The 26,226-nt window shown below is 70.5% G+C and carries 28 protein-coding genes; 11 read left to right on the top strand and 17 right to left on the bottom strand.

The features are described from left to right. Positions 1 to 29: 29 nt before the first annotated feature. Positions 30 to 683: a 4a-hydroxytetrahydrobiopterin dehydratase gene (locus ACIBX3_RS14045; protein ID WP_397116696.1), complete on the bottom strand. Its 654-nt coding sequence runs from the start codon at positions 681 to 683 to the stop codon at positions 30 to 32. Between the two features lie 36 nt (positions 684 to 719). After that, a complete protein-coding gene (locus ACIBX3_RS14040; protein ID WP_397116694.1) occupies positions 720 to 1,067 on the bottom strand; it encodes a winged helix-turn-helix transcriptional regulator in 348 nt (115 codons plus the stop codon). Between the two features lie 102 nt (positions 1,068 to 1,169). On the opposite strand from ACIBX3_RS14040, the gene ACIBX3_RS14035 reads away from it, so the two are divergent. Then, positions 1,170 to 2,003, top strand: coding sequence for an MBL fold metallo-hydrolase (locus ACIBX3_RS14035; RefSeq protein ID WP_397116692.1), 834 nt, complete (start codon positions 1,170 to 1,172; stop codon positions 2,001 to 2,003). An 8-nt stretch (positions 2,004 to 2,011) separates the two neighbouring features. Next, positions 2,012 to 2,659, top strand: coding sequence for an NADPH-dependent F420 reductase (locus ACIBX3_RS14030; protein ID WP_397116690.1), 648 nt, complete (start codon positions 2,012 to 2,014; stop codon positions 2,657 to 2,659). Positions 2,660 to 2,838: 179 nt separating this feature from the next. Here ACIBX3_RS14030 and ACIBX3_RS14025 read toward each other — a convergent pair whose 3' ends face one another. After that, positions 2,839 to 3,279, bottom strand: coding sequence for a DUF6069 family protein (locus ACIBX3_RS14025; protein WP_397116688.1), 441 nt, complete (start codon positions 3,277 to 3,279; stop codon positions 2,839 to 2,841). Positions 3,280 to 3,380: 101 nt separating this feature from the next. Beyond that, complete coding sequence (locus ACIBX3_RS14020) at positions 3,381 to 3,854, bottom strand: MarR family winged helix-turn-helix transcriptional regulator (protein ID WP_397116686.1); 474 nt, start codon at positions 3,852 to 3,854, stop codon at positions 3,381 to 3,383. A gap of 222 nt (positions 3,855 to 4,076) precedes the next feature. Here ACIBX3_RS14020 and ACIBX3_RS14015 point away from each other — a divergent pair, with 222 nt between their 5' ends. Further along, entirely contained in the window at positions 4,077 to 4,352 is a 276-nt protein-coding gene (locus tag ACIBX3_RS14015) for a hypothetical protein (RefSeq protein ID WP_397116684.1), read from the top strand. A 597-nt stretch (positions 4,353 to 4,949) separates the two neighbouring features. Here the strand turns inward: ACIBX3_RS14015 and ACIBX3_RS14010 are convergent. Together ACIBX3_RS14010 and ACIBX3_RS14005 are read right to left on the bottom strand one after the other, a co-directional pair. Then, positions 4,950 to 5,930, bottom strand: a complete 981-nt coding sequence (locus ACIBX3_RS14010) for an aldo/keto reductase (RefSeq protein ID WP_397116682.1) — start codon at positions 5,928 to 5,930, stop codon at positions 4,950 to 4,952. Then, complete coding sequence (locus ACIBX3_RS14005) at positions 5,918 to 6,844, bottom strand: EamA family transporter (RefSeq protein WP_397116680.1); 927 nt, start codon at positions 6,842 to 6,844, stop codon at positions 5,918 to 5,920. Before ACIBX3_RS14005 ends, ACIBX3_RS14010 begins: the two co-directional genes overlap by 13 nt. Before the next feature lie 107 nt (positions 6,845 to 6,951). Here ACIBX3_RS14005 and ACIBX3_RS14000 point away from each other — a divergent pair, with 107 nt between their 5' ends. Next, positions 6,952 to 7,362, top strand: coding sequence for an Lrp/AsnC family transcriptional regulator (locus ACIBX3_RS14000; protein WP_397116679.1), 411 nt, complete (start codon positions 6,952 to 6,954; stop codon positions 7,360 to 7,362). A gap of 26 nt (positions 7,363 to 7,388) precedes the next feature. On the opposite strand, the gene ACIBX3_RS13995 is transcribed toward ACIBX3_RS14000, so the two are convergent. The 4 genes from ACIBX3_RS13995 to ACIBX3_RS13980 all read right to left on the bottom strand — a co-directional run bounded on the left by ACIBX3_RS13995 (position 7,389) and on the right by ACIBX3_RS13980 (position 13,555). Beyond that, entirely contained in the window at positions 7,389 to 7,658 is a 270-nt protein-coding gene (locus ACIBX3_RS13995; protein WP_397116677.1) for a hypothetical protein, read from the bottom strand. Positions 7,659 to 7,884: 226 nt separating this feature from the next. After that, positions 7,885 to 8,700 (bottom strand): SDR family NAD(P)-dependent oxidoreductase, encoded by an 816-nt coding sequence (locus tag ACIBX3_RS13990; protein ID WP_397116675.1) that lies wholly within the window; start codon positions 8,698 to 8,700, stop codon positions 7,885 to 7,887. A gap of 353 nt (positions 8,701 to 9,053) precedes the next feature. Next, a complete protein-coding gene (locus ACIBX3_RS13985; protein ID WP_397116673.1) occupies positions 9,054 to 10,205 on the bottom strand; it encodes an acyl-CoA dehydrogenase family protein in 1,152 nt (383 codons plus the stop codon). Next, entirely contained in the window at positions 10,202 to 13,555 is a 3,354-nt protein-coding gene (locus ACIBX3_RS13980) for an indolepyruvate ferredoxin oxidoreductase family protein (RefSeq protein WP_397116672.1), read from the bottom strand. The genes ACIBX3_RS13985 and ACIBX3_RS13980 overlap by 4 nt, the downstream gene beginning before the upstream one ends. Positions 13,556 to 13,715: 160 nt before the next feature. Between ACIBX3_RS13980 and ACIBX3_RS13975 the strand changes: the two genes are divergently transcribed. Beyond that, positions 13,716 to 14,174 (top strand): Lrp/AsnC family transcriptional regulator, encoded by a 459-nt coding sequence (locus ACIBX3_RS13975; RefSeq protein WP_397116670.1) that lies wholly within the window; start codon positions 13,716 to 13,718, stop codon positions 14,172 to 14,174. A gap of 5 nt (positions 14,175 to 14,179) precedes the next feature. On the opposite strand, the gene ACIBX3_RS13970 is transcribed toward ACIBX3_RS13975, so the two are convergent. Next, positions 14,180 to 15,454: a hypothetical protein gene (locus ACIBX3_RS13970; RefSeq protein WP_397116668.1), complete on the bottom strand. Its 1,275-nt coding sequence runs from the start codon at positions 15,452 to 15,454 to the stop codon at positions 14,180 to 14,182. Between the two features lie 83 nt (positions 15,455 to 15,537). On the opposite strand from ACIBX3_RS13970, the gene ACIBX3_RS13965 reads away from it, so the two are divergent. After that, positions 15,538 to 16,251: a class I SAM-dependent methyltransferase gene (locus ACIBX3_RS13965; protein WP_397116666.1), complete on the top strand. Its 714-nt coding sequence runs from the start codon at positions 15,538 to 15,540 to the stop codon at positions 16,249 to 16,251. 132 nt (positions 16,252 to 16,383) lie between these two features. Here the strand turns inward: ACIBX3_RS13965 and ACIBX3_RS13960 are convergent, their stop codons facing one another. Continuing rightward, positions 16,384 to 17,064 (bottom strand): adenylate kinase family protein, encoded by a 681-nt coding sequence (locus ACIBX3_RS13960; RefSeq protein WP_397116665.1) that lies wholly within the window; start codon positions 17,062 to 17,064, stop codon positions 16,384 to 16,386. Between the two features lie 191 nt (positions 17,065 to 17,255). Here ACIBX3_RS13960 and ACIBX3_RS13955 point away from each other — a divergent pair, with 191 nt between their 5' ends. After that, the gene (locus ACIBX3_RS13955; RefSeq protein ID WP_397116663.1) at positions 17,256 to 18,503 is read left to right on the top strand and encodes a C39 family peptidase; all 1,248 of its coding nucleotides are present in this window, start codon (positions 17,256 to 17,258) and stop codon (positions 18,501 to 18,503) included. 120 nt (positions 18,504 to 18,623) lie between these two features. Next, positions 18,624 to 19,397 carry an alpha/beta fold hydrolase gene (locus ACIBX3_RS13950; RefSeq protein WP_397116661.1) on the top strand — a complete coding sequence of 258 codons (774 nt, stop codon included), beginning with the start codon at positions 18,624 to 18,626 and terminating at the stop codon, positions 19,395 to 19,397. On the opposite strand, the gene ACIBX3_RS13945 is transcribed toward ACIBX3_RS13950, so the two are convergent. Next, complete coding sequence (locus tag ACIBX3_RS13945) at positions 19,362 to 20,864, bottom strand: glycoside hydrolase family 43 protein (protein ID WP_397116660.1); 1,503 nt, start codon at positions 20,862 to 20,864, stop codon at positions 19,362 to 19,364. The genes ACIBX3_RS13950 and ACIBX3_RS13945 overlap by 36 nt on opposite strands. A 320-nt stretch (positions 20,865 to 21,184) precedes the next feature. Between ACIBX3_RS13945 and ACIBX3_RS13940 the strand changes: the two genes are divergently transcribed. Continuing rightward, positions 21,185 to 22,258 (top strand): LacI family DNA-binding transcriptional regulator, encoded by a 1,074-nt coding sequence (locus ACIBX3_RS13940; RefSeq protein ID WP_397116658.1) that lies wholly within the window; start codon positions 21,185 to 21,187, stop codon positions 22,256 to 22,258. A 13-nt stretch (positions 22,259 to 22,271) separates the two neighbouring features. Here the strand turns inward: ACIBX3_RS13940 and ACIBX3_RS13935 are convergent, their stop codons facing one another. From ACIBX3_RS13935 to ACIBX3_RS13925, 3 genes are read right to left on the bottom strand one after another with little or no spacing between them, the layout of a single operon-like run. Beyond that, entirely contained in the window at positions 22,272 to 22,673 is a 402-nt protein-coding gene (locus ACIBX3_RS13935) for a PIN domain nuclease (RefSeq protein WP_397116656.1), read from the bottom strand. Beyond that, complete coding sequence (locus tag ACIBX3_RS13930; protein ID WP_397116654.1) at positions 22,670 to 22,894, bottom strand: type II toxin-antitoxin system VapB family antitoxin; 225 nt, start codon at positions 22,892 to 22,894, stop codon at positions 22,670 to 22,672. The genes ACIBX3_RS13935 and ACIBX3_RS13930 overlap by 4 nt, the downstream gene beginning before the upstream one ends. Before the next feature lie 43 nt (positions 22,895 to 22,937). Next, positions 22,938 to 23,963 (bottom strand): LacI family DNA-binding transcriptional regulator, encoded by a 1,026-nt coding sequence (locus tag ACIBX3_RS13925; protein WP_397116652.1) that lies wholly within the window; start codon positions 23,961 to 23,963, stop codon positions 22,938 to 22,940. 527 nt (positions 23,964 to 24,490) lie between these two features. Here ACIBX3_RS13925 and ACIBX3_RS13920 point away from each other — a divergent pair. Beyond that, complete coding sequence (locus ACIBX3_RS13920) at positions 24,491 to 24,844, top strand: PadR family transcriptional regulator (protein WP_397116650.1); 354 nt, start codon at positions 24,491 to 24,493, stop codon at positions 24,842 to 24,844. Next, entirely contained in the window at positions 24,841 to 25,740 is a 900-nt protein-coding gene (locus ACIBX3_RS13915) for a hypothetical protein (RefSeq protein WP_397116648.1), read from the top strand. Before ACIBX3_RS13920 ends, ACIBX3_RS13915 begins: the two co-directional genes overlap by 4 nt. Here ACIBX3_RS13915 and ACIBX3_RS13910 read toward each other — a convergent pair. Further along, the gene (locus ACIBX3_RS13910; protein WP_397117400.1) at positions 25,663 to 26,196 is read right to left on the bottom strand and encodes a helix-turn-helix domain-containing protein; all 534 of its coding nucleotides are present in this window, start codon (positions 26,194 to 26,196) and stop codon (positions 25,663 to 25,665) included. The genes ACIBX3_RS13915 and ACIBX3_RS13910 overlap by 78 nt on opposite strands. Positions 26,197 to 26,226: the final 30 nt, after the last annotated feature.

The raw sequence follows: 26,226 nt of genomic DNA, 5'->3' as shown, positions 1-26,226 counted from the left end.
ATCAAGCGGTGAGGTCGTGCCGGCTGATATCAGCCCCGGTCCTGCCAGGTACACAGGCAGGCCCGGTTGCCTTCGGGGTCGGCGAGTACCCAGAAGCTCGGCGCCTCCGCGTCGCTGATCAGCGTGCCACCGGCGGCGAGCGCCGCGTCCATGCGTGGCTGAACCTGTGCAGGATCCACCCATATGTCGAGATGCCAGCGCTGGCGGGGTTCCTCGCTGCCAGACGCCTGGAACCACACGGTCGGCAGAACGTCGGCTGGGTCGCGGAGCTCGTCGCCGGCGTCGGGGCCGGACAGATGCTCCATCGCCAGCACCGCGGCCCAGAACGGCAGAATCGACTCTCGGGCCGGGGTGTCGAGGGCGAGTTCGAGCCGGGAGACGTTCGAGGACTCCAGCTGCGCCCCGGCCTCGGCGGCGATGGAGGAGATGACGCGGCTCAACCGGATGTCGCGGTCTGTGACCCCGCGCTCGTCGTGGCTGATCAGCCGGACATCTACGTGGGTGTAGCGCAGGTTGAGGTCGGGATGATGGTCCATCTCCTCGGCCGCCTCGCCGATGGCGTTGACGAGCGAGAGCCCGGCCGCGAAGTTCTTGGTGTGGATGCGGGTCTGCAGGCCGCCGAGCAGGTATGCCCACCCGTCCAGCCCCTCGTCTGCGATCTGCTGTCCGGTCAGCTTGCTCATACGACATCCTTGCACAGAGCCCGCGCGCAGGGTCGGCTACGCGCTCACGGCGCGGGCGGCCTGGATTTCGGCGAGGTGGATTTCGGCCCACCGGCAGAGCTCGACCAGCAGCGGCGACAGCGACTCTCCCAGGGGAGTGAGGGAGTACTCGACGTGCGGGGGCACGACGGGGAAGGCGACGCGCCGAACGATGCCCTCGTTCTCCAGGGTTCGCAGCGTCTGGGTGAGCATCTTCTGGCTCACCCCGCCGACGGTACGCCGCAGCTCGGCGTGGCGCAGGGTGCGGTTCAGCAGGGCGTAAAGGATCAGCGCGCTCCACTTGTCGGCGATCAGGTCGAGCACCTCGCGGGAGCCGCAGTTGGGGTCGAACACGTCGGGCTCCATTGCCCTCCTTGGGGGTAGGCACTAAATAGTGCGTACTTATGTATCCGTGACTACTCACCTTATGGTTCCCGCACAGGCACTTGATCGAAGCAGGGGAACCACATGTCCGACCTGACCATCCACACCTACACTGCCGCCGAAGCAGGCCTGAACGTCAACTCCTACCTCGTGGAGACCCCCGACGGAGTCGTCGTGGTCGACACCAACCTGCTGAACTCTGACATCGCTGCGCTGGTCACTCGCGTGGCGGCGCTGAGGAAGCCGCTGCTCGGCGTGTTCGTCACACACGCCCATCCCGACCACTTCAACGGCGTGAACGCCCTGGTCGACGGCCAGGACGTCCCGGTTTACGCGACTTCTGGAGTGGCCTCGGCGATCCGCGAGATCGCTGACGCCAAGCGCGCCCAGTGGGGACCGGTCTACGGCGAGGAGTGGCCCGCGGTGACCGCCTACCCGACTGTCGAACTGGCCGACGGCCAGCAGGTCGTCATCGACGGCGTGACCTACACAGCCAGGGAGGTAGGCCCGGCCGAGAGCCACGCCGACAGCTACTTCCTGGCCCGGACCGAGGGCGGCAAGCCGGTGGCGTTCATCGGCGACCTCGCCTTCCACGGCGTCCACCCCTACACCGCCGACGGCCACGGCGCCCTGTGGCTGGACGCCCTGGACGCGCTGAGCGCCGAGCTGGCCGAGATCACCCGGCTGCTGCCCGGCCACGGGACGCCTGCCGGTCCCGAGCTGTTCACCGCCCAGCGCCAGTACCTGCTGTACTACCGCGAGGTCGTCCGTCACCTGGCTGACGGCGCGCCCGCACTCGACGACGCCGCAAAGGCCGAGCTGGACCGCCGGCTCCAGGCGTTTCTTCCCTGCGCGCCGCTTACCTGGATGATCGGTCTGGGCGCCGACGCCGTCGCCGCCGAACTGGCCAAGGGGTGAAGGAGAACATGAAGATCGCTGTATTGGGTACCGGCGAGGTCGGGCGCCGCCTGGCCACCAAGCTCGCCTCCCTTGGCCACGAGGTCACCATGGGCTCGCGGACCGCCGACAACGCCGAGGCCGGGCGGTGGGCCGCCGAGCACGGTGGCCGGCACGGCACCTTCGCCAACGCGGCCGCGGCCGCCGAGCTGGTGGTGAACGCCACCTCCGGGCTGGTCTCCCTGGCCGCACTGGAGTCCGCGGGCGCCGGCAACCTGCGGGGCAAGGTCATCGTCGACGTGTCCAACGGCCTGGACTTCTCCGAGGGGTTCCCGCCCAAGGTCGTGACGCTCGACGGCCGCAGTATCGCCGAGCAATTGCAGAGGGCGTTCCCCGAGGCGCGGGTCGTCAAGACGCTCAACACGATGAACAACACCATCATGGTCGACCCCGGCAGGATCCCCGGTCACCACAACGTCTTCCTGAGCGGCGACGACGCGGCGGCCAAGGCCGAGGTGTCCGCGCTCCTGCGGTCCTTCGGCTGGGCCGGCGAACAGATCATGGACCTGGGTGACCTGTCCAGCGCCCTGGCCACCGAGCAGTTGCTGCCGCTATGGCTGCGCGTCCACGGCGCCGTCGGCTCGGCGGAGTTCAACTACTCGATCGTCACCGCATAGGCCCGCCCGCCTCGCCCCAGGCGAGGAGGACGTGCCGGCGGCGAGGTTGTCGGCACGCTGGACGAGTTGCCCGATGCGGTTGAGGACGACGGCCTTGAACAGCTCTTCTTTCGTCGGGAAATGCCTGCTCAAGGTGCCGGTAGGGACCTTGAGCAGCGTCAATGACGACCGCTCCGGCATCAGCGGCGGGTCGACAGGGGCAGTGCCCAGGCGAAGAGCGGCACGGCGACGGCCGCGGTGGCCACGTGCATCACCATCAGCGCGACCACGCCGAGTGCGGTGGTGTTCGGTTGCATGGCAGTGAAGAACATGGCGATATCGGGCAGCAGCGAGACGGCCACGACGATCGGCACAAGCAGGCGCAGCACGGCGGCGGGCCGGCGCGACCACCGCCGCACCGCGGCCCAGCCGGCGGCGCCGGCCAGCACGCCGACCACGGTCAGGAAGATGTAGCTGGATGCCTGGAGCGGGAGGAAGCCGTCGGACGCGCCGGCCGCCAGGGCCAGCACCGCGATGACGGCATTCACGACGACGGCCGCGAGGACGGCCGCGGCCACGCCCCCGGCGATGCGACCGGCGCCGGCAGAGGGGACGGCATCGGTTTCGGCGGCATGCGACATGGGGGGCTCCTTCGCTCAATGTACTTGAGCCTTCAAGAATATAGCTAAAGGTAACCACGTTTATTTGAAGCGTCAAGAACCACGTTGGCCGTAGGGCGCGCTTACGCCAGGTCCCCCCGGCCACACATGATCTTCTTGAGGATGGCGGAGCAGATCTCCTCGAGCTGGCCGAGTTGCTCCGGGGTGAGCACGTCGAAGACCATGGACCGCACCGCCGCCACATGGCCGGGGGCGCTCGCGACGAGTTTGTCGTACCCCGCGTCGGTGAGCACCGCCACGTATCCGCGGCCGTCATCCACGGCGCGCTCCCTGCGGACCCATCCCTCCCGCTCGAGCCTGGCGACAACATGCGACAGCCGCGACTGCGAACCGTTGGCGATGGCCGCCAACTCACTCATGCGCATCGCCCGCTGCGGTTTCTCCGACAGTGCGACCATGACCCCATAGCCGAAGTGGGTCAGGTCGCAGTCGCGCTGCAATTGACCGTCGAGCTCCCCGGGCAGGCAGGTGAGCACCCCCACGAAACGTCGCCACACCTGCTGCTCGCGCTGGGTCAGCCACTGGACATCCGTCATTCGACCACAATACGCACTGCTTGAAGCTACAAGCAGCGGTCCGCGACGACCAGAGCTGGAGCCGCATGGTCCCCCACAGGAAGTCAGGACGAAGATCGCGGTTGCCGGTTATGGGGTGGCCTCTATGGTCTCGGTCGGATTCTCGGTAGGCGCACGTGACTTCGGACAAGGCGCGGCGGCGGCTTCGCGGGCCGGCGGAACCCCCTCTGGGGTACGCCGTCGATGCTGACCGGGTCGTGCGCGTACGCCATGACCTCGAAGCTGAACAGCCTCATCGGCTCGCTCAGCAAACCGGCCGTACGGGAGCTGTACGGCGAGCTGGAACAACAGACGCTGGACGACGTGGGACTTGTCCTGGCGGCCGGCGTGGGAGCAGTCGTCAACGACTGGCTGATCCATGCCGAGGACCCCCTCGACCCCGACGAGATGACGGCTCGCCTGCAGCGCATCGCGGCGGCGTTGCTCAATGCTCACAGCCATGGAGGCCGTACCCGATGAACCTGACCAGTCGCGTCGTCGAGCGCCTGCAACATCTTCCCCCGCCGCTCGCCCGGGATCTGGTGAGTGACCGACGATCTGAAGGTGCCGATGCGGGACGGGGTCGTCCTGCTGGCCGACCGCTGGTTCCCGAAGGCCGCGGGAAGGGTCTGCCGACCCCGCTGAGTAGGCCCACAGCAGGTCGGCGACGAATGTCATGGTGTGCGTGGACAGCGGCAGTCGGCACTGGAAGACAGAGCCGGCGCGTCCTCGGCGAGGTTTCCGGTTGTTCTCACACACCGCCATGCCCCTGCCGGGGCGCGCCGCGTGCCGGCATGCCGGTGGCCGTACGGCGTCGCCCCTGGCCAGGGGGTGCGAGTCAGCCATGTTTGAGGGTGCTGCCGGTCGGGACCGGTCAACGTCGGTGGCCTCGTGCCGGAAGGGGATCAACCGGCCGGCGCGCAGCCGGTCGGCGTGTCCGGTCAGTGCGACCAGGCGGGTGGTGATCTGGTCCAGCAGCGGTGAAGACGACAAAGACAAGGAGTCTCCCGGCGGGCGACGCGGTGGTTACCTGGTGAACGTCTGGAGATGGACGACAGGCTCCTCAATGCAGATGCCTCAGGAGTGCCCGATGATCTGGTGTGGCCGGTATGGGGCCTCCAGACGGGCCGCCTCCTCTCCGCTCAGGGACACATCCACCGCCGCGATCGCGTCGTCCAGATGACCCACCTTGCTCGCCCCGACGATCGGCGCGCTCACGCCAGGCCTCCCGAGCAGCCACGCGAGCGCGAGCTGCGCCGGAGGCAGGCCTCGTTCGTCAGCGACCGCACGCACCACGTCGACGACCTCGAAGTCCGCGCCCTCGTACATGCTGTCGGCCAGCGGGTCGCTGCCTGATCGGATGGTGTGCCGCCGGCCGTCGCGCCGGCGGCTCCCAGTGAGCAGTCCACGCGCCAGCGGGCTCCACGGGATGACGCCCACCCCCTGGTCCAGGCAGAGCGGGATCATCTCTCGCTCCTCCTCCCGATACACAAGGTTGTAGTGGTTTTGCATTGCCACGAACCTCGTCCAGCCGGCCGCCTGAGCAGTGTGCTGGGCTTTGGCGAACTGCCAGGCGTACATGCTGGAGGCCCCGATGTAACGCGCCTTGCCGGCCCGTACCACATCGTGGAGGGCCTCCATGGTCTCCTCGATCGGCGTCTCGTGGTCCCAGCGGTGGATCTGGTACAGATCGACATAGTCGGTTCCGAGCCTGGTCAGCGAGGCGTCGATGGCGGCCAGCACGTGTTTGCGCGACAGCCCCCGGTCGTTCGGGCCCGGTCCCGTCGGGAAGTAGACCTTCGTGGCGAGAACGTAGTCGTCGCGGCGTGCGAAGAGCTTGGCGAGCAGTCGCCCGGTGATCTCCTCGCTGGCGCCGTCCGAGTACATGTCAGCGGTGTCGAAGAACGTCACACCGGCCTCGACCGCGCGCCGCACGATCGGCTCGGCCGCGTCCTCGCGCAGCATCCACGCCCAGGAACCGGGGTCGCCGTAACTCATCATGCCCAGGCATATCCGGGAGACCTTCAGCCCCGACGAGCCCAGCTTCACGTATCGCATTCCGTCTTACCTTCCTGTGAGAATGTGGCTTTCTCCTCAGCTGGAGGAGTCCGAGGCTCGCGGTGGAGCGCGACCGAGAGCACCACGAGCCCGACTCCGGCGAGCTCAGGCAGTGAGGGGAGTTGCCGGAGCACCAGGACGCCGATCACCATTGCCGTGGCCGGAAGCAGCGCCACCAGCAACGCGTACGTGGAGCGGGCCATGCGTGCCATGGCGAGTTGATCGCACACGTACGGGATCACCGACGAACAGATCCCCACCCCGATCCCGGCGGCGAGCGCGACCGGGTCGATCATCGCGGGAGCGGCCTGCCAAACACCCACCGGCGCGACGAACACGCAGGCGACGAGCATGGCGGCGGCCAGCCCGTCGATGCCGCTGACGCCGCGCAGACGCCGAGCCGTACGGTGGGCCAGCACGATGTAGGCGGCGAACAGCACCGCGTTGGCGAAGGCGAAGACCAACCCCAGCGGCTCCCCTGTCAGCCGGATGCCGGTCAGCACGTAGACACCGCAGACGGCTGCCACGAGTGCCGCGAGATTACGCACGGTACGGGCACCGAGCGCGGCCAGCACGATGACCGGCAGGAACTCGATCGCGGCGACGGTGCCCAGGGGCACGCGTGCGATCGCCAGGTAGAAACAGACGTTCATGGCCGCGAGCGCCGCGCCCCAGGCGATGATCGTACGACGCTCCCCGGCGTCGAGCCCGGCGAGAGCCCGCCAGGGTCGGCGCCAGAGCGCGAAAACGAGTGCGGCGCTCCAGATCCTCAGCGCCGCGACCCCGAGCGGGGCGAGCTTGGTGAACAGGAGCACGGCGAAAGCCGGGCCGAGGTAGTGGAAGACGGCGCTCCCGATGAAGTAGGTCCATGGAGGCGCCGCGGACAGGACGGCGCGAGGGCCGGTGGGCGGCATGACCTCCATCGTCGGCCAACCCGTAATTTAGGAGAATGGCGAATCGAAGGATCAGACCCGAGCGGGCATACGAATCCAAGGGAATGGACGCCCTTGACCTTCGTATTGTGGCCGAGCTGCAGGTCGACGCCAGAGTTAGCTTCGCCGAGCTGGGCCGCCGGGTCGGTCTGTCGGCTCCCGCGGTGGCCGATCGGGTGCAGCGGCTGGAGGAGGCGGGGGTGATCATCGGCTATCGCGCCGAGGTCGACCCGCGGGCTCTGGGCTTTCCGGTCACGGTGATGGTTCGGATCCGTCCGGCGATCCGGGAGCTGCACCGCATCTCCAAGATCGCCCAGGAGGTTCCCCAGATCGTCGAGTGCTACAGAATGACCGGCGACGACTGCTTCTACTTCACGATGCACCTGCGCGCGGTCGACGAGCTCGAACCGATCCTCGACCTGTTCACCCCGTACGGTCACACGACCACGTCGCTCATCCACACCGCGCCCGTGCCACGCCGCCCGCTGCCCCTCGAGTGAGACTCGGGCGCGTCTTCCGATCGCTCTTACGGAGAGCCCTTGCCCAACAACTGCGTGATCGGGATCTGACCTCCAAGTGCCCAGGTGCGGCCCTCTGGGAAGTCCCGAGCCCGTCCGGACTCCTCGGTGGAATACACCGGCGCCGGCTCCTCAGCAGGCACCCGGCTGGGCTGGAGGTGGTGCTGCCGGCGTCGGCGGCGCTGCGCCGGCTGGACCTCCTGGACGTTCCCGTCGACATCGGGCTCGGGGGCGGTGTCCTCGCCAGCGGTGACCCGTACCTGCTCGACCGCATCCACAGCGGCTGCGCCCGCATGGCCCCGTGCCCAACCGCATGCCCTGAGCTGAGGCTTCCTTCAGCCCGGGGAGCGCGTCAACCGATCCAGCGGCCGCCGCTCATCAGGTCGCGGTCCTTGATCCCGTTTTCTCGGGCCAGGCCTGGACACGCTGCGGGCGGTGTGCACGATGTCCTCGGGGTCACGGCGGCGCGCCCCTGGCCGCCACGCTGTTCGTCCTGCGTGCAGGTCATCCGGGCGCCTTGCGGCTGAGGTGCTCCCAGGCGCGGTACTTCGCCACCCGGTCCTGAAGGTCCTGCTGAACCATGTCGTAGGACGCGGCGCCGACGATGAGACGCCGGGGCGGCTCCGGCAGGCCGGCCAGCTCCATGATCACAGGGGCGGCGGTGTCGGGGGAGGGGCCGGCCTCATCGCCCCACATCTCGATCAGCTTGTCGCGCAGCTCCTGGTAGTGCGGTTCGGGCGTGGTCATCGTGGTGCCCGTGGTGAACAGGCCGGTGTCGTAGCCGCCCATCTGGACGATGGTGAGCTTGATGCCGAACTGCTCGGCCTCCATGGCCACGGCCTCGGAGACCGAGTCGAGCGCCGACTTGCCGGCCGCGTACAGGCCGACCATCGGGAAGCCGCCGCCGGTGCCCATCGTCGTGACCTGCAGAATCCGCCCGCCGCCCTGGGCGCGCAGGTGCGGCAGCACGGCCTGGGTGACCCAGATCGCGCCGAACAGGTTGACGTCGAAGTGGGCCCGGATCTGCTCCTCCGTGGCCTCCTCCAGCATGCCCAGGAGCATGACGCCGGCGTTGTTGACCACGATGTCGAGCCTGCCGAAGGCCGCGACCGCCCGCTCCACGCCCTCGAACACGGCCGCGCGGTCGGTGACGTCGAGCGGCAGCGGTACCAGGTCGTCGGGATATTTCCGGGCGAGGTCGGCGAGCGGCTCGACGTTGCGGGCGGCCGCGACCACCCGGTCGCCCGCTTGCAGCGCCGCCTCGGCGAACGCCCGGCCCAGTCCTCGTGACGCGCCCGTGATGAACCACACCCGGGTCATGGGCTCCACCTCCTCTTGCTCGGGTCCGTTGCTACGAGGAAAGACGGTACGTCTCGCCTCGCAGTAATGTCAAGACGGAACGTCTCGTCTTACGGCGTGGTACGATCCGGGACATGGCCGAGCAGCCCAATACCTGCATCGGGTCGGCTTGGGAGCGGTAGGCGATCGTGCCGGCAACGCGGGCGGCGGCGCGGTGGACCGGGTCGGCGTGTTTGGCGATGCGCTCGGCCACGGCCCCGCAATCGGAGGCGGCAGTTCAATGGATCTTCTTCCGAGTCCGCGCACTCACGCTGAAGGAACAGCGAAGAAACAGGGCGCTGATCGATCTCCACAAGCACGAAGATCCGACATTTTCAGCGAACCTGCTGGCCGGCGAGGTGACGGCTGATGACCAGGCGCTGGATCTGGTTGGTGCCCTCGAAGATCTGCATGATCTTGGCCTCGCGCATGTACCGCTCCACCCGGAACTCCCGCGTGTACCCGTACCCGCCCAACACCTGCACCGCGTCCGTCGTCACCTTCATCGCCGCATCCGTCGCCACCAGCTTGGCGACACTCGCCTGCCGGCTGTACGGCAACCCGGCGTCGCGGCGGCGGGCCGCGTCCAGGTACGTGGCGCGCGCACTGTCCACCCCCGCGGCCATGTCCGCCAGCAGGAACCCGAGCCCCTGATGGTCGATGATCCGCTTGCCGAACGTCTTCCGCTCCTTGGCGTACGCCACCGCCTCGTCCAGCGCGGCCTGGGCCAGGCCCGTCGCGCAGGCGGCGATGCCCAGGCGGCCGGAGTCGAGCGCGCTGAACGCGATCTGGAGCCCTTGGCCTTCCGAGCCGATCAGCCGGTCGGCCTCAAGGACGGCGCCGTCCCAGTGGGCGCTGGTCGTCGGGACGGCGTGCAGGCCCATCTTCTCCTCCGGCCGCCCGAACGACAGCCCATCGGCCGCGCCCGGCGCGAGGAAGCACGAAATGCCCCGGGAGCCCTCCCCCGTACGGGCGAACAGGGCGTAGAAGTCGGCGATGCCGCCATGCGTGATCCACGCCTTGCTGCCGCTGATCCGGTAACCGTCCGCGACCCGCTCGGCCTTGCACGTCAGGGCCCCGGCGTCAGAGCCGGCCTGCGGCTCCGACAGGCTGTAGCCGCCGATCAGGCGCCCGGCCAGCATGCCGGGCAGCCACCGCGCCCGCTGCTCCTCCGTGCCGTAGGCGAAAACGGGGAAGCAGGCCAGGGTGTGCACGCTGGTCGCGACGGCGACGGCCGCCCACCGCATCGCCAGCTCCTCGATGACCTGCAGGTACACCTCGTACGGCTGCCCGCCGCCCCCGTACTCCTCCGGGTACGGCAACCCGAGCAGTCCCGCGTCCCCCAGCACCCCGAACAGTCCCGAAGGGTACGTCTCGGCGCGCTCGTGCTCGTCGACCCGCCGCGCGAGCTCCTTGTCCGCGATCTCGCGGGTCAGCTCGATGAGGTCCTCGGCGTCCTGGTCCGGCAGCAGGCGGTCGACGGTCACAGTCCCTCCAGCATGGTCCTGGCGCGCTCGCGGAACTCGGCGACGCGGGCGAGCTTGATGTCCTCGTACCCCCGGATCAGCTCGGGCAGGCCCGCGATCTTCGCGACGGCGTCGGCGGTCGCCGGGGTGAGCCTGGCCAGCGCGGCGCGCACGAGATCGCGGTACTCGCCGACCAGCTCCCGCTCGACGCGGCGCACGCGGGCCCGGCCGAACACGTCGAACGCGGTCCCGCGCAGCACCCGGGCGGCCCGCAGCCCGCGGAACAGCACCGGAGCCGAGCGGCGCAGCTTGATCTTGCGCTTCATGCCCATGGCGCGCAGCACCGGCGGGTGCAGCAGCACCGTGACGACCGCGTCCGCGCCGAACTCGCGCTCCCGCCTGGCCTGCTCGGCGGGGTCCAGGTGGAGGCGGGCGACCTCGTACTCGTCCTTGTACGCCATGAGCTTGTGCAGACCGCGGGCGTAGGCGAGGGCGATCTCCGTGCCGGTCTCCTCGCCCGCGCGCTCGACCGCCGACTCCATGACCTGCCGCACGTCCTCCTCGTACGTGCGGGCGTAGGTCGCGTTCTGGTAGCCGGTCAGGTCGGCCACGCGGACGGCCAAGACCTCGTCCAGCTTCTCGGCCGGCTCTTCGGCGACCCCCAGGGCGGCCCTGCGCACGGCGTCGGGGTCGGCCACGACGGCGCGGCCCCACCGGAAGGCGGCGAGGTTCTGCTCGACGGCGGCCCGGTTGAGAGTGATCGCCCGCTCGACGGCCGCGGCGGACACCGGCAGCAGGCCGTGCTGGTAGGCGGCGCCGACGAGCAGCAGGTTGGCCGGCATGTGGTCGCCGAACAGCGCCTCGGCCAGTTCGTGGGCGTCCAGGCACGTGACGCTCCTGGTGGCGGACTCCACGCGGGCGACCGCGGCGGCGTGCCCGGGCACGGGCACGCGGCCGGTCACCATGGCGGCGGTGGGCACGACGGCGGTGTTCAGCACGGCCACGGTGTGCTCGGGCGAGGCCACGGCCAGGTTGGCGTCGGAGGCCGCGCCCAGCACGTCGAATCCGATCAGCACGTCGGCGCGGCCCTGCGAGGCGCGTACGGAGCCCTCGACCGGGTGCGGCGAGATCCTCACATCGCTGACCACGGGCCCGCCCTTCTGCGCCAGCCCCGTCTGCTCGAGACCGGCCGCGTGCAGCCCGTCGAGGTGGGCGGCCATCTGGAGGATCTGCGAGACGGTGACGACGCCGGTGCCGCCGATGCCGGGCATCCTGATCAGCACCTCCTCCGGCCTCGCGGCGGGCTCCGGCGGCTCCACGGGCGGGGACGTCACTTTCCTTACGGTCTTGGTGCCCGGCTCGACCAGCAGGAACGACGGGCAGTCGCCCTTGAGGCAGCTCAGGTCCGAGTTGCAGGAGGCCTGGTGGATGCGGGTCTTGCGGCCGTACTCGGTCTCGACCGGCTGCACGGACAGGCACGTCGAGACGTCGCCGCAGTCGCCGCAGCCCTCACAGACCCGCTCGTTCACCACGACTTTCTCGACCGGGGTCGGCAACTTGCCGCGTTTGCGCAGCCGCCGTTCCTCGGCCGCGCACCGGTCGTCGTGGATCAGCACGGTGACGCCGTCGAGCGCGGCCAGCTCCTTCTCTGCCGCGGCCAGGTCGTCGCGGTGCCGTACGGAGGCGATCGGGGCCAGCCGCACGCCCCGGTACGTCTCCGGCTCCGGCGTCGTGATCACGATGCGCCGTACGCCCTCCGTGGCCAGCTCGTGCGTGAGCGAGGGAACGTCGAGGCGGCCCTCGGCGCGCTGGCCGCCCGTCATGGCGACGGCGTCGTTGTAGAGCAGCTTGTACGTCATCGTCACCCCGGCGGCGACGGCGGCTCTGATGGCCAAGGAGCCGGAGTGGTGGAAGGTGCCGTCGCCGAGGTTCTGCACGAAATGCCGGTCGTCGGTGAACGGCGTCAGCCCGATCCACTGGGCGCCCTCGCCGCCCATCTGGGTGATGCCGACCTGGGTGCCGCGCCCGTGCCCGTCCAGCGCGATCATCGCGTGGCAGCCGATGCCGACGCCGACCAGCGTGTCGTCGGCGGTGCGGGTGGAGGTGTTGTGCGGGCAGCCCGAGCAGAAATACGGGGTGCGGGCGGCCACGATCGGCAGCGAGCGGCGCCTGGTCACCGTGACGGTCTCGCGCGGGAGCCGGTCCCGGCCGACGCAGGTGGCGACGGCCTTGGCCACGTCCTCGGCGCCGAGCGTGCCGCGCGCGGTCAGCAGCTCCCTGCCGACCACGGCCGGCATCCGCTCGCGGCCGTACAGCGCCTGCTTGACCTGCCCTTCCAGGAACGGCACCTTGTCCTCGACGACCAGCACCCGGTCGAGGCCGGCGGTCATGGCGGCCAGGTCGGCGGCGGCCAGCGGGAACGGCATGGCCAGCCTGATCAGCCGCAGTCCCAGGTCGTCCATGGCGGCCTCGTCGAGGCCGAGGTCGGCCAGCGCCCGCAGGACCACCGCGTACGTGGTGCCGGAGGCCACGATGCCCAGAGCGGTGTTGCCCGATCCGGACATGACGCGGTTGAGGCCGTGCGTGCGGGCGTACTCGCGGGCCAGGTCGAGCCGGCGGGTGAGCATGTCGTGCTCGGCGTCGAGCGCGGCCGCGCCCAGCAGGATGGGGGGCGCCTTGACGGGACGGCGTCCGGGGACGGGGATGCCGGCGCGCAGGAGGCCGAGGTCCAGGGTGGCGGAGGCGTCGGCGATGTCCGCGACGATCTTCAGTCCGGTCCACAGGCCGGTGGCGCGGGACATGGCCACCGCGTGCAGCCCGAACTCGATGATCTCCCCGACCGAGCCGGGCGCCAGCAGCGGCAGGGACAGGCTCTGGCACATCGGCTCGCACGAGCTGGGCAGGGTCGAGGACTTGCAGCCGGGGTCGTCTCCGATCCAGGCCACGGCGCCGCCGAGCGGCGCGGTGCCGGCCACGTTGGCGTGCCTGATCGCGTCGGCGGCCCGGTCCAGGCCGGGGTTCTTGCCGTACCAGAAACCGGTCACGCCGTCGTGGCGGCGGCCCGGCACCTGGCCGAGGAGCTGGGTGCCGGCCACCGACGTGGCCGCGAGCTCCTCGTTCAGCCCGGGCTGGAACACCACGCCCGCCTCGTCCAGGAGCCGCGCCGCCCGTCCCATCTCCAGGTCGACGCCGCCCAGCGGGGAGCCCTGGTAGCCGGAGACGAACACCCGCGTGTCCAGCCCCCGCTCCCGGTCCAGGCGGCGCTGCTCCAGCGTCAGGCGGACCAGGGCCTGGATGCCCGAGATGAGCACCCGGCCGTCGGACGCTGTGTACTTGTCGTCGAGCGACACGGGGGCGGGAGTCGCGCTCACCCGTACCTCCTCCTGGCTTCGTACGTGGTGTGATTCCCAGCACAGCAACGCGGGCAGGATATGCGCAAGTATTAGATGAGAAAGTACGCCGAAGACGCAAACAATATGAGGACTGTGGCTTGATGACTGATGTTCTTTGCGCCTGAGGGAGGTGTCTGGCGTGCCTGACGTGGACGAGATCGATCACCACGTGCTGCGGCTGCTGCGGGAGGACGGGCGCAGGACGTTCTCGGAGATGGCCGAGCTGGTCGGGCTGTCGGTGGCGGCGGTCAAGCGGCGGGTGGACCGGCTCAGGGAGATCGGCGTGATCAAGGGGTTCACGGTCCAGATCGACTACGCCAAGCTCGGATGGGGCATCGAGGCGTTCACCGAGCTGCGCTATCCCGGGACGACGCCGGTCAGCGAGATCGTCCGCACCGCGACGGAAGTGGCGGAGGTGCAGGCGGTGTTCACGATCGCCGGCGATCCGGACGCGCTGATCCACGTACGGGTGCGGGATCTCGGGCATCTGCAGCAGGTCATCGACCGGTTGCGCCGGGCCGGGGACGTGACGGGCACGAAGACGTTGCTGGTGCTCGGGTCGTGGACGCGGGAGGCGCTGGCGCGCGGTGCCACGTGACCTCGTCAGGGGGTTCTGTCCGACTGGTCGCGGCGGGAGAAGAAGCGGACGAGCAGGCCGACAGCGAGCAGCACAGGGGCGCCGAGGCCGATCAGCCACAGGGACACGCCGGTCATGGGGAGCGTCTGGCCGGCGGGCTTCGGGGCCACCGGCGCGCCGCCTCCCGCCGGGGTCGGGCTGGGCGCGTCCGGGCCGAGCTTTTCGCCTTGGCTGGAGGCGCCGGCGGCGCGTGGCTCGCCGCCGCCGGGCCTGGGCTCGGTGCCGGGGGCCCGCACGGGGGTGGGAACGGGTTCTTCGGCGAGTTCGGCCGAGCGCGTGCGGACAGGAGGCGGAGCCGGGGTCCGGGTCGGCCGGACCGGCTCTACGGCGGTGGACGCACAGGAGCGGTTGTTCGCGGTGTTCACCTCGCGACTGGCGGTGTGGACGCTGGCGCAGCTCTCGATCGGGCCGGTGACGCCGGGGGCGGCGGCGAAGGAGAGCGTCCTGCTCTCGCGCGGACCCAGAACGCCGAGCCGGCAGGTCGTGAGCGGGTCGCCGCCGCACGCGGCGGGGCGGCCGGTGAGCGTGGTCCGGTCGCCGTCGGCGAGGTCCTGCACGGTGACGTCCACGGCCGGGGAGGGGCCGTTGTTGGTGACGGTCACCGTGTACGTGATGCCGGCCCCCTCGCTCACGGTGGGCGGGCCGGTCGTGACGACCTCCACGTCGGCCATCGTCCGCGTCCGGCTGGTCAGCTGGATCGTGTCGCCGGGCGCGTGCGGGGCCGTGACGCGGGCGCGGGTGGTGATGTCCGTGCCGTCGGGGAGCGACGGGTCGATCATGACGGGGAGCTCGTAGGCCACGCTCTGCCCGGCCGGGATCGTCAGGCCCGCTCCCCCGCAGGTGATGATCAGGCCGGCGAGTGAGCAGCCTCTGGGGAGCGGGCCGGGAGCCGTGCCGGGGTCGACGGCGTCGATGATCGTCACGTTCTCGGCGTCCTGGTCGCCGGTGTTCGTGACGGTCACCGCGTAGACGGACTCGCCGCCGATGATCAGGGGGTCCGGGGTGACCGTCTTGGTGATGCGCAGCTCGGGGCCGCCGCCGGGCAGGGGAACGCCTTCCGCGGGCGGGCCGCTCCAGCCGCCGCCGCCCAGCGCCGCGAGCGCGACGACCGCCGTGATCCCCGGCCTGCGCATTTCGTCCCCCCGCGTGAGCGTGCCGTACCTGCTCGGACCCCCGGGGGTGATCCTCCTCTCGCGCGGCCCGCGCACAGGGGCGATCACACCGGAACCTGGCACCCTCATGGGGGACTCTTTGCCACCGGGGGCGGTTCCGCGCTCGACGAACAGCGCCGCCATGGCGTACTGGGGTGCGTAGTGTCGGGATCATGTCAGGTACCGCCCGCTATGACGACGTCGCCGACTTCTACGCGGCCGGCTGGACGGACGCCGTCGACGATCCCGCCTCCGTGCGCCTGCTCGCCCTGCTGGAGCCGATCGCCGGCCGCCGGGTCCTGGAGGTCGCCTGCGGTCACGGCCGCGTCTGCCGCGCGCTCGCCCGCCGTGGCGCCCACGTGGTGGGTGTGGACATCTCGTCGGCCCTGATCGAAAAGGCCCGCGACGCCGAACGCGAGGCGCCGCTCGGCATCAGCTACCACCACGCCGACGTGACGGCCCCGGACATCCCTGACGTTTCCGGCCCGTTCGATGCCGTCGTCTGCAGCTTCGGCCTCTCCGACATCGACGACCTCGACGGCGCGGTGGCCACGGCCGCCCGCGCCCTGCGGCCCGGGGGCGTCTTCGTGTGCTCGATCCTGCACCCGTGCTTCCCCGGCGGCCGGGACGTCTCCGGCTCGTGGCCCGGGGACGCGGGCTACTTCACGGAGGAGTGGTGGCGCGCCGACGGCGAGCTCTCGTCCCTGCGGCGCCAGGTCGGCGCCAACCACCGCACACTCTCCACCTACGTCAACACCTTCCGCCGGCACGGCCTGTGGCTGGAGGAAATGGCCGAGCCCGAGCCGGCCTCGGAATGGGCGGCCAAGCGCCCGGACGCCGCGAAATTCCCCGTTTTCCTCGTCATGAGATTCGGCAGGAATTCCTAGACTTTCCGGCTGACGAAGAGGACGAGAACCTGCCCGCGAGGGCAGGCCACCGGCTGAAGCGACGGCCGCCGCGATGCCGGGCTCCGGCGCCTCGTGGAAGTGCGTGGACAGGCCGGCAAAGGGGAGGACAGGTCAGCCGGGCAATTGTGCCGGTTCGCCGGTCCACGCCGGGTCGTAGGGCGGAAGGTTGAAGCGGGCGCGGATGGTCTGCTGGACGGTGACCTTGTCGGCCCGCGCGTCGATCGTCATCACATATTCCTTGCGCCGGAACAGCTCGATCACCGGATCGATCTTGCTGTGGTAGTCGCGCAGCCGCCTGGCCAGCGCGTCCGGGGCGTCGTCCTCCCGCGTGACCAGTTCCCCGCCGCACACGTCGCAGCGCCCCTCGGCCTCCGGCCGGTGCGCGATCAGGTTGTAGTCCATGCCGCATCGCGAGCACAGCCGCCGGGCCAGGACGCGCCGCCGTACCTCGTCGTCCGGCAGGTCGAGGTGGATCACCCCGTCGATGTCGTAGCTCTCCAGGAAGAATTCGGCCTGCCGCCGGTTGCGCGGGAAGCCGTCGATGACGAATCCGAAGTTCCAGTCGTGCAGTTGGAGCCGGTCCCTGACGACGTCCTCCACCAGGTCGTCCCCCACCAGTTCCCCCGCCGCGACCAGGCGGCGGACCTGGGCGCCGAGCTTGGTGTGGGTCTTGACGTGCCAGCGGAAGATGTCGCCGACGCTGATGTGCACCAGGTCGAGGTCGCCCGCGAGCAGCTTGCTCTGCGTGCCCTTGCCGCTTCCCTGCACACCCATGATCACGTATTTCCGCATATCTCATCATCTCGCGGTCATTTCATCTTTCGAGCATCGTCACCATCCCACCAGCGATCCAACCCTGAGAAGCCGCATGGTGTGCCGTCGGGCCGCGCCGGCAATGCGGCGATACGTAGATTTCCCGATGTCCGCCATGCCCGCTGTGCCTACTCTCGGCCCATCGAGCGCCCTTCCGAGAAGGTGGGTACATGCGTGCGCTGACCGTGATCCTGTCGTCCCTCCTTGTGATCACGACCCTGTCCCCTGCCGCGAGCGCGAAACCGGCCCCGGCCGTGCCCGCGGACGTCCTCTTCCAGCGGGCCGACTTCACGACCGGCACGGCGGAGGGCACGACGGCCGGCGACGGCCTGTCGTTCGGCTCGGCCGCCGGCACCATCACCTATACCGACGCGCTGGGCTCCAAGACCTGGGAGTACGCCCGCTGGACCGGCCCCGAGCAGGCCATCGGGTTCCCCGCGACCGAGCTGGTCGCCTCCTGGACCGCGGACCTGCCGCCGGGCAGCTGGTTGCAGGTCGAGACCCGGGCCAGGAACGCCGAAGGGCTGACGAAGTGGTATTCGCTGGGCCGCTGGGCGTACGCCGAGGGCGACATCCGCCGCACCTCGGTGCCCGGCCAGGGCGACGCGGACGCGACGGTCGCCGTGGACACGCTCGTCGCGGCGGCCGGCAAGCAGATCACCGCCTACCAGCTGCGCATCACGCTCTACCGCACGCCGGGCTCGCCGGTGACGCCGCGGGTGCGTACGGCCGGCGCCATGGTCTCCGACGTGCCGGACCGCAAGACCGTGCCGGTCAGCCCCGGCGGCGGCGCCTGGGGCGTCGAGCTGGACGTGCCGCGACGCTCCCAGAACATCCATCAGGGCCACTATCCCGAATGGGACGGCGGCGGCGAGGCGTGGTGCAGCCCGACCTCCACCACGATGGTGCTGGGCTACTGGGGCAAGTGGCCGAGCGCGCAGGACACCGCGTGGGTCGACCCGTCCGATCCGAACCCGGAGGTCGACTACGCGGCCCGCTACACCTACGACCACGCCTACCAGGGCGCCGGCAACTGGCCGTTCAACACCGCCTACGCGGGCCGCTACGGCATGGACGGGTTCGTCACCAGGCTGCGCTCGCTCACCGAGCTGGAGCAGCTGATCAAGGCGGGCATCCCGGTCATCACCTCGCAGTCGTTCAAGAAGGGCGAGCTGCCGGGCGCCGGGTACGGCACCAACGGCCACCTCATGGTGATCATCGGCTTCACGGCGACCGGCGACGTGATCGCCAACGACCCGGCGTCGCCGACCAACGACGCCGTGCGGCACGTCTATCCGCGTGCCGACTTCGAGAACGTCTGGCTGCGCAGCTCCAGCAGCGGCGGCATCGCGTACGTCATCCACCCGCCGGGCCACGTGCTGCCCGCCACGACGCCAGGACTGCCCGCCAACTGGTGACCTCCGCCGTGCCGGGAGTTCAACGGCGAACGGAGGCCTGAGCCCACCCGCGGCGGCCGGCGGACCAGATCTTCGCCTACCATCGGTAGCCAACGGTTTCTATGCGGTTGAGGAGGGCCGATGGCGGTCGCAGAGCTCCCGGGCGTCATGCTGCACCACTCCGACGAGGGCCCGCGCGACGCCCCGGTCCTGCTCTTCGTGCACGGCTGGGGCGGGCACGGGCAGGCCTGGGTACCGGTGACCGCCGCGCTGCCGCCGCGTTTCCGCGTCCTCACCCCCGACCTGCGCGGGCACGGAAGCTCCTCCGCGCCCGCCTCCGGATACCGCCCCGCCGAGCTGGCCGCCGATCTGGTGGCGCTCATGGACCGGCTCGGCGTCGAGACGGCGGTTCCCGTCGGGCACTCGATGGGTGCCCAGATCGCGACCGCGATGGCGGTCGAGCATCCCGGCCGCGTCCGGGCGCTGGCGGTGATCGACCCGGCCTACGGCGCGGACGAGGACGAGGAGCGCTCGTTCGCCGGCCGCCTGGCGGCGCTGCGGGCCGACGGGGCGCCGGCCGCCGTACGCCAGCTCGGCGCCGACGCCCTGCCCCCGGCCGTACGCGACCAGCTCCTCGCCACCCCGGGCCACGTGCTCGCCCGGTGCTTCGAAGGCCTGTACCTCACCGAGGAGGCGTTCGGCACGCGCCGCGCGGCGGAGAAATACCTGGCCGGACGCACCCGCCCGGCGCTGAGCCTGCACGCCCGCCCGGAGCCGGCGGCCTGGGAGTCGGCCATCCCCGCGCCGCCGGGGTCCCGGGTCGTGACCTGGCCGGGCACCAGCCACTTCCTGCACCTGGAACGCCCGGCCGGCTACGCCTCACTCCTCACGGAGTGGCTCTCCGACGTCCTCTAGCAACCGGTAGCGGATGTCGTGGAAGGTGGCCCGGCCGCCCTCGCCCGCCAGATCCTGCACCCACAGGCCGACGAACGCACCGGTGAAGCCGAAGGCCCGGATCTGGCCGTCGATGATCTCGTCGGCGTACTCGTCGGACAGGGTCGTGGCGTCCAGTTCCACCGGAATGGGCTTGCCGTCGCAGGAGAAGCGCAGCACCGGGCCGTCGAACTCGAGCCCGAGCCGGCTCGCCGGGTCTCCGGTGAAGTGCACGGTCCTGGCGCCCCGGTCGCTGCCGGTCAGGACCAGGCCGTCGGTGGTGATCGCGAGGTGGTACCAGTTGCGGGAGTTGTAGTAGGCGGTGATCCCGGCGGACTGGTGCACGCTGCCCGGCTCGAACGTGACGCTCGCCTCGAAGGCGCACTTCATGCCGGTGACGCGGCGGGCGACCAGGCTTGGGCTGCGCAGCCCGTACGGGGACTGCCCGCCCTTGATCGTCACCTGGTCGCCGTCGAAGGTCACCCAGTCCGGCGAGGCGGGCCGGCGCAGGGTGCTCCACTCCTCCTCCGCGGGCGGCCACGGGTGGGGCGGCAGGGCGGGGGCGGGCACCTCGACGACGGCCACTCCCCCGGCGACCCGCGGCCAGCCGTCCACCCACTCGACGTGCTGGATCGCGGTCTCCCTGCCCAGCACGCAGCGGCCGCGCGGGGTGGAGGGGCGGGCGGCCAGATGGGCGACGTACCAGTCGCCGTCCTGGGTCTGGACGAGGCAGCCATGCCCGGCCTTCTGCAGTTCGAGGCCGGGGTCGTGGCGGGAGGTGAACATCGGCCCGGCCGGGTCCGGCTCGTACGGGCCCTCCAGCGAGCGGGACCTGAGCACGGTGGCGCCGTGCTCGTAGCCGGTGCCCCCCTCGGCCACCATCAGGTAGTACCAGCCGTCGATCTTGTAGACGTGCGGCCCTTCGGTGATGTGCCGGTTCTCCAGGATGAGCCGGGGCTCGCCGCCGCCGAGCGGCTGCAGCTCGATCCCCGCGAAGCCGCGCCCGGGGCGGGAGTCGAAGACCATGTTGAGCAGGTACGACGTGCCGTCCTCGTCGTGGTAGAGCGCGGCGTCGAACCCGCGGCCGGGCAGCTGGACCGGGTCCGACCAGGGGCCGTCGATGGAGGGGGCGGTGACGAGGTAGTTGCAGATGTCCTTGAAGCCGTGCCCGTAGTTGTCCATCACCCCGTAGACCAGGTGAAACAGGCCGTTGGCGTAGGTCAGGTCGGGCGCCCAGATCCCTCCGGAGTCCGGGACGCCGCTCAGGTCGAGCAGCCGGCGGTCGGTGAGGACGCCGCCCAGCGACCGCCAGTGGACCAGGTCGCGTGAGTGGTGCACGCGCACGCCCGGGTACCACTCGAACGTCGAGGTGGCCAGGTAGTAGTCGTCGCCGACGCGCAGGATCGACGGGTCGGGGTGGAAGCCGGGCAGGACGGGGTTGCGGATCATGACCTCAACTCGGCGGTGAAGTGACAGAAACCGATGGCTGTGAACGCTAGAGCCGCGGAGACCGCGACCACAAGCACGCGTTACGGACACTTTACCCAGAATGCCGCTGCCCTGCCCAGACGCGTTTCGGCACGGGACCATTGACCGCAGCCCACCCGCGCTTCTACGATAGACATCGGTTTCTATGGAAGGGTCTCTGAATGACGGAGCCCTCGCCCATACCACACCGATCAGATGCCGAGCGTATCGCGCCGGCTCTAGACTGCGGTGAGGTCGCGGACCTCCCGGAGCTTCCCCTCGACGACCGTGAAGGGCCTGACTTGTCGCGAAGAGTACGCCCGAGAGAAGCGGGCGCGGACGACGAGCGCATCACCATCCGCGACGTGGCCGCGCGGGCCGGAGTGTCGGCCACCACCGTCTCCAGAGTGATCAAGGGCGACTATCCGGTCGCCCAGGCCACCCGGACGCGGGTGATGCGGGCCATGCGCGAGCTCGACTACGTCCTCAACGTGCACGCCCGCGCCCTGTCCGGGGCCAGCACCAAGATGGTGGCGTTCGTGCTCGACGACGTCACCGGGCCGTCCTTCGCCTACGTCGCCAAGGGCGTCGAGCAGCAGGCCACCGCCGAGGGGCGGCTGTGCATGGTGTGCACCACCCACGGCGACCCGGCCCGCGAGCTGGCCGTCGTCGAGGCCATGCGCGAGCAGCGGGCCGACGCGGTCATCCTGGTCGGCGGCGGCTCGCTCGACGACACCTACCGCGAGCGCATGTCGCACTTCGCCCACGCCCTCGACAAGGCCGGCTCCAGGCTCGTGCTGTGCGGGCGGCCGCCGCTCGGCGATGACGTGCCGACCACCGTGGTCGAGTACGACAACGAGGGCGGCGCCTACGCGATGACCAGCCACCTGCTGTCGCAGGGGCACCGGCGCGTCGCCCTGGTGGGCGCCGCCTCCGACGATCTGAGCACCACCAAGATCGACCGGTTGCGCGGGTTCGTGCGGGCGCACGAGTCGTTCGGAGTGCCGTACGATCCGGAGCTCGTCGTCCCGGCGGGCTTCGGCCGCACCGACGGATACGACGCCGCCCGCAGGCTGATCGCGCTGGGCGCGGAGTTCACCGCCGTCTTCGCCGCCACGGACATGGTGGCCATCGGCGTGCTGGCCGCGCTGCGCGAAGCGGGCTTGAGAGTGCCGGAGGACGTGTCGCTGGCCGGCTACGACGACATCCCCTTCGCCGCCGACCTGTCCCCCGGCCTGACCACGGTGCACATCCCGACGGAGGAGCTGGGCCGCACGGCGGTGCGCCTGGCGCTCAACCGCCAGGAACGCCAGCATGTCGTCCTCGGCACCCACATCGTCGTCCGCGACTCCGTCCGCCCGCCGCGTCGCACGTAGGCGGGTGCGGCACTCAACCGATCCAGCGGGACGACTGTCCGGTGAGGCGCGCGATGGTGTCGAAGTCACGGTCCGCGTGGAGCAGGGTCAGCTTGTGATGCCGGGCTGTCACCGCGATGAGCAGATCCACCGGGGAGGCGCACTGGTGCCATCCTTTGTCGGCGAGCTCTCGCTGCAATGCGCTTGTCTCGTCCCAGGCGGAATCCGGGATCACGTAGTAGGGAAAAGTCTCATGGAGAAGGCTGTCGGCTTCGTAGAAGGCGGGCCGGCCACCGACGCCGCGAAGAAACTCCTGCCTCACCGGCTCACAGATGCCCACCAGCCCGGCAGAGACTGTCTGATCCCATTCAGCGCCGGCCTGACCCCGGTAGAACCGGACCAAGGCGCTGGTGTCAATCAGGTAGAGCTCGGTCACGCGACGTCCTGATGTGCGTCGCCGCCCTTCTCCATGACGGAGAAGTCGATCTCCCCTGCTGCGACCATCTCACGCATGCGGGCCACGGCCGCTGCCCTCCTGCGCCGGTCCACGATCTCTCGGAGGGCAGCGTTGACCGTGTCCTTCTTCGATGTGGTGCCGAGGAGCCTCGCGGCTTCGGCCAGGGCGTCGTCGTCGAGGTCGATGACAGTTTTGGCCATTCTGCCTCCCCGTATATACGTCTCTCAAGAAGTATATACGGACCTACGGGCGACGCGGAGGGGCCGTGGATTCGCGGACGATGAGGCGGGGTGGCACCAGAGAGATCTCCGGCTGTGACTGCTCGCCCAGTTCGGCCACCGCCGCGCGGAAACACGCTCGTCCCAGCCCCGCGAAATCCATCCGCACGGTCGTCAGCGCGGGCGTCCAGAACGCCGACCCCGGGATGTCGTCGAACCCGACGATGCTCACGTCCTCCGGCACGTCCTTGCCCGCGTCATAGAGCGCTCTGCGCACCCCCTGGGCGATGTCGTCGTTCCCGCACAGGATCGCCGTCACATCGTCCCGGGCGACCAGCCGCTGCCCTGCCATATAGGCGGACGCGACGTCCCACCCGCACCCCAGCACCTCCGGGATCTCGGACCGGGCCTCGGTGAGCGCGTCGCGCCAGCCTGCGTGCCGCCCGCCGGAGCGTCCCTCGGACGGGATGGCCACGTGGTGGACGGTCCGGTGGCCCAGCTCCAGCAGGTGCCGGGTGGCATCAGCGGCGGCGCGTCGCTCGTCCAGGGCGATCGCCACCCGGCCCAGGTCGGGCGCGCCGGGCTCGGCGGCGACGATGGCCGGGACGTGCGGCGGCAGAGCCTCCAGGACGGCGGTCCCGAGCGGGTCGAACGCGATCACGATGAGCCCGCCCGCGCTCGGGTCGCTCACGTATTCGACAGTCTGCCGCACCTCGGCCGACTCCACGACCCTGATGCCCAGCGCCACGCCGTCCGTCCTGGCGGCCTCCTCGATGCCCTGCAGCGTGCAGGCGTATCCGTACAGCGTCGTGTTGGAGGTCACCACGGTGACGCTGTTGGCACGGCCGAAGCCGAGCGTCCGCGCCGCCCTGTTGGGCCGGAAGCCGAGTTGGTCGATGGCGGCCAGCACGGCGGCGCGGGTGGCGGGCCGCACCCTGGGCGACTCGTTCAGCACGCGCGAGACGGTCTGGTGCGAGACGCCGGCCGCGGCGGCGACGTCGCGGATGCTCGGGGCGGCCCCTTTGCGGACATGTCGGGGGCTCGCGTTCACGATCACATGGTAGTCGGGCGGCTAAGGGACGTGGAGCCGCGAGGCCGGTCCGCGGCCTCACGCGCGAGGCCCGGGTCACGAACGGGCGGCCTCGAGCACGATTCCGCGAAGGAGGCGCAGGTCGACCCGGATGACGGGCACCCCGGAGACGCCGAAGGCCCCCGTCGCCCATGGCGCACTCCAGGGGTCGTAGCAACACAGTGATCAATTGTTGGCTGCGAGAAGCATAGCGAGACGCTCGGCTGAGGTATCCCAGCCGCTCGTCTTTCGTGGGTCTGGCTGATTGGCGCTTGCGCTCAGTCCTTAAGCCCACCCTCCAGTCGGCTCATGAGGACCGTGTCATGCCATCGGTCCCCACATGGTCGGGGAGCCGCGCCAGGCTGCCTCGTCTTCTCGGGAACTGCGCCGGTGACGCTGCGGATGTCGGTCGGGCTATGGCTCGCCGCGTTGCCTCTGAGCTCGTCGGCCCACCTGCGGCTGGGGCAGGATGTTGCACTATAGGAAGATTGTCGGTATATATCGATCGCATGAAGAACAGGTCGATGCAGGAACCGACGTTCCTGATACTGACGGCCCTGGCGGCCGGGCCGCAGCACGGCTACGGCATCATCACCGACGTCCTGAAGATCTCCGGTGAGCGGGTGCGGCTGCGCGCCGGCACTTTGTACGCCGCGCTCGACCGGCTCCAGGGCGAGCAGCTGATCGAGACCGACCGCGAGGAAGTCGTGGACGGCCGGGCCCGGCGCTACTACCGGCTCACCGCCGAGGGCGCGGCCCGGCTGTCGGCCGAGGCCGAACGGCTGCGCCGGAACGCCGACACCGCCACCGCGCGACTGCGCCGCGGCCCGGCCGCGCAGCCGTCCCTCGGCGGCGCCTCGTGACCGCGCTGGAACGGCGCTACCGCCGGTTGCTGACCTGGTACCCGAAGGACCACCGGGCGCGGCACGAGGAGGAGATGCTCGCCGTGCTACTGGCGGCCTCGACTCCGGGCCAGAATCGCCCGACCGGGCGAGACGCGTTCGACCTGGTGCGCGGCGGCCTGGCGATCCGGCTGCGCCGGGTCGCGCCGCCCGGGTCACGGCGGCACTGGCGGGCCGCCGTCGACCTGGCCGCCATCCTCGCCCCTCTCACGCTGTTCGGCGGCGGCCTGTTCCGCGCCGCCGGGTACGCCGGCCGGTTAGCCTTCGACCTGGCCCTCCCGAATCTCGTATACGCCCTGCCGTACGGGCTGATCGTGCTGCTGGCCTGGCTGGGCCGGCGATGGGCGGCGATCGCCTGCGCATGGGCCATGGCGGCGTTGCACGCGGCCGTGACGATGGCCCGGCTGCTGTCCCTGCCTGAAGGGACCATAGTGGTGGGCGACGTGCTTCTCGGCTCGGGGCGGCCGTTGATCGCTGCCAGTATGCTGCTGTCGGCCCTCCCGGCGTGCGTCTGCGCGGCGATGCTGACCCTCGCGCCGTCGCCCGGTCCCGGCCCTGTAGGGTCCCGGCGGCTGCTGGCCTGGACGGGCGGGGTACTGGCCGCGTGCGTCGTGGGCGCCATGCTGCCCAAGGCCTTCGGAGCCGTCCTGATGCTGGCCGCGATCGGTACGGTGGCCGCGATGGCACTGCGCTCCCCTGTGGGCCGCCGGACGGCTGCCATCCTGACGCCGTTCCTCCTCGTCGATGTCATGCCGTCGTGGTTCACCGACCTGGCCGGCCTAACGGCGGTAACCGTCGCGACGGCGGCGCTGCTGGGCGTCACGGCGTGGCTGGCCCGCACCGCGGAACCCGCCTGACGCCCTACGCGACCAAGATGCCGTCGATGCCCTCGAACGTCGTCGTCCTGGCTGACGTCCGTGCAGCAATGGTCCAGGATCGCTGACACCAGCCAAAGTCTTTCGCGTGGGAAGGCGCGCGTCGGCACGGGCCTGCGCCACGTGCGGCCGGTACTGCCCGTTGGTGGGGTGCCGATTGCGTCGCACCTCTCGGCTGATGGTCGAGAGCGCACGACCGAGTTCGCGCGCGATCTCGCGGATCGACGCCTTCTCCCGCACCCGGTCAGCGATGTAGATGCGCTCGTCTTCCCGCAGGTAGCGGGACACGCCAGAAGGGGGCCCCGCCAGTCGTTTGACCGGCGGGGCCCCCTTCTTTTTTGCCTTGTTCGGCGCCCTGCCGTTCCGCCACCGCTTCCCGGTCCGCAGGTTGATCCCGACGATCCGGCACGCCTCACGGCTGCTGAAACCTTGATCCATAGGGCGGAAGTATGCCTCCCGCTCACGAGT

Source organism: Nonomuraea sp. NPDC049480 (assembly GCF_044465905.1).
Taxonomy (GTDB): Bacteria; Actinomycetota; Actinomycetes; order Streptosporangiales; family Streptosporangiaceae; genus Nonomuraea.
Note: the sequence above shows the minus strand (reverse complement) of the source record. Positions and strands in the feature narration are given on the sequence as shown.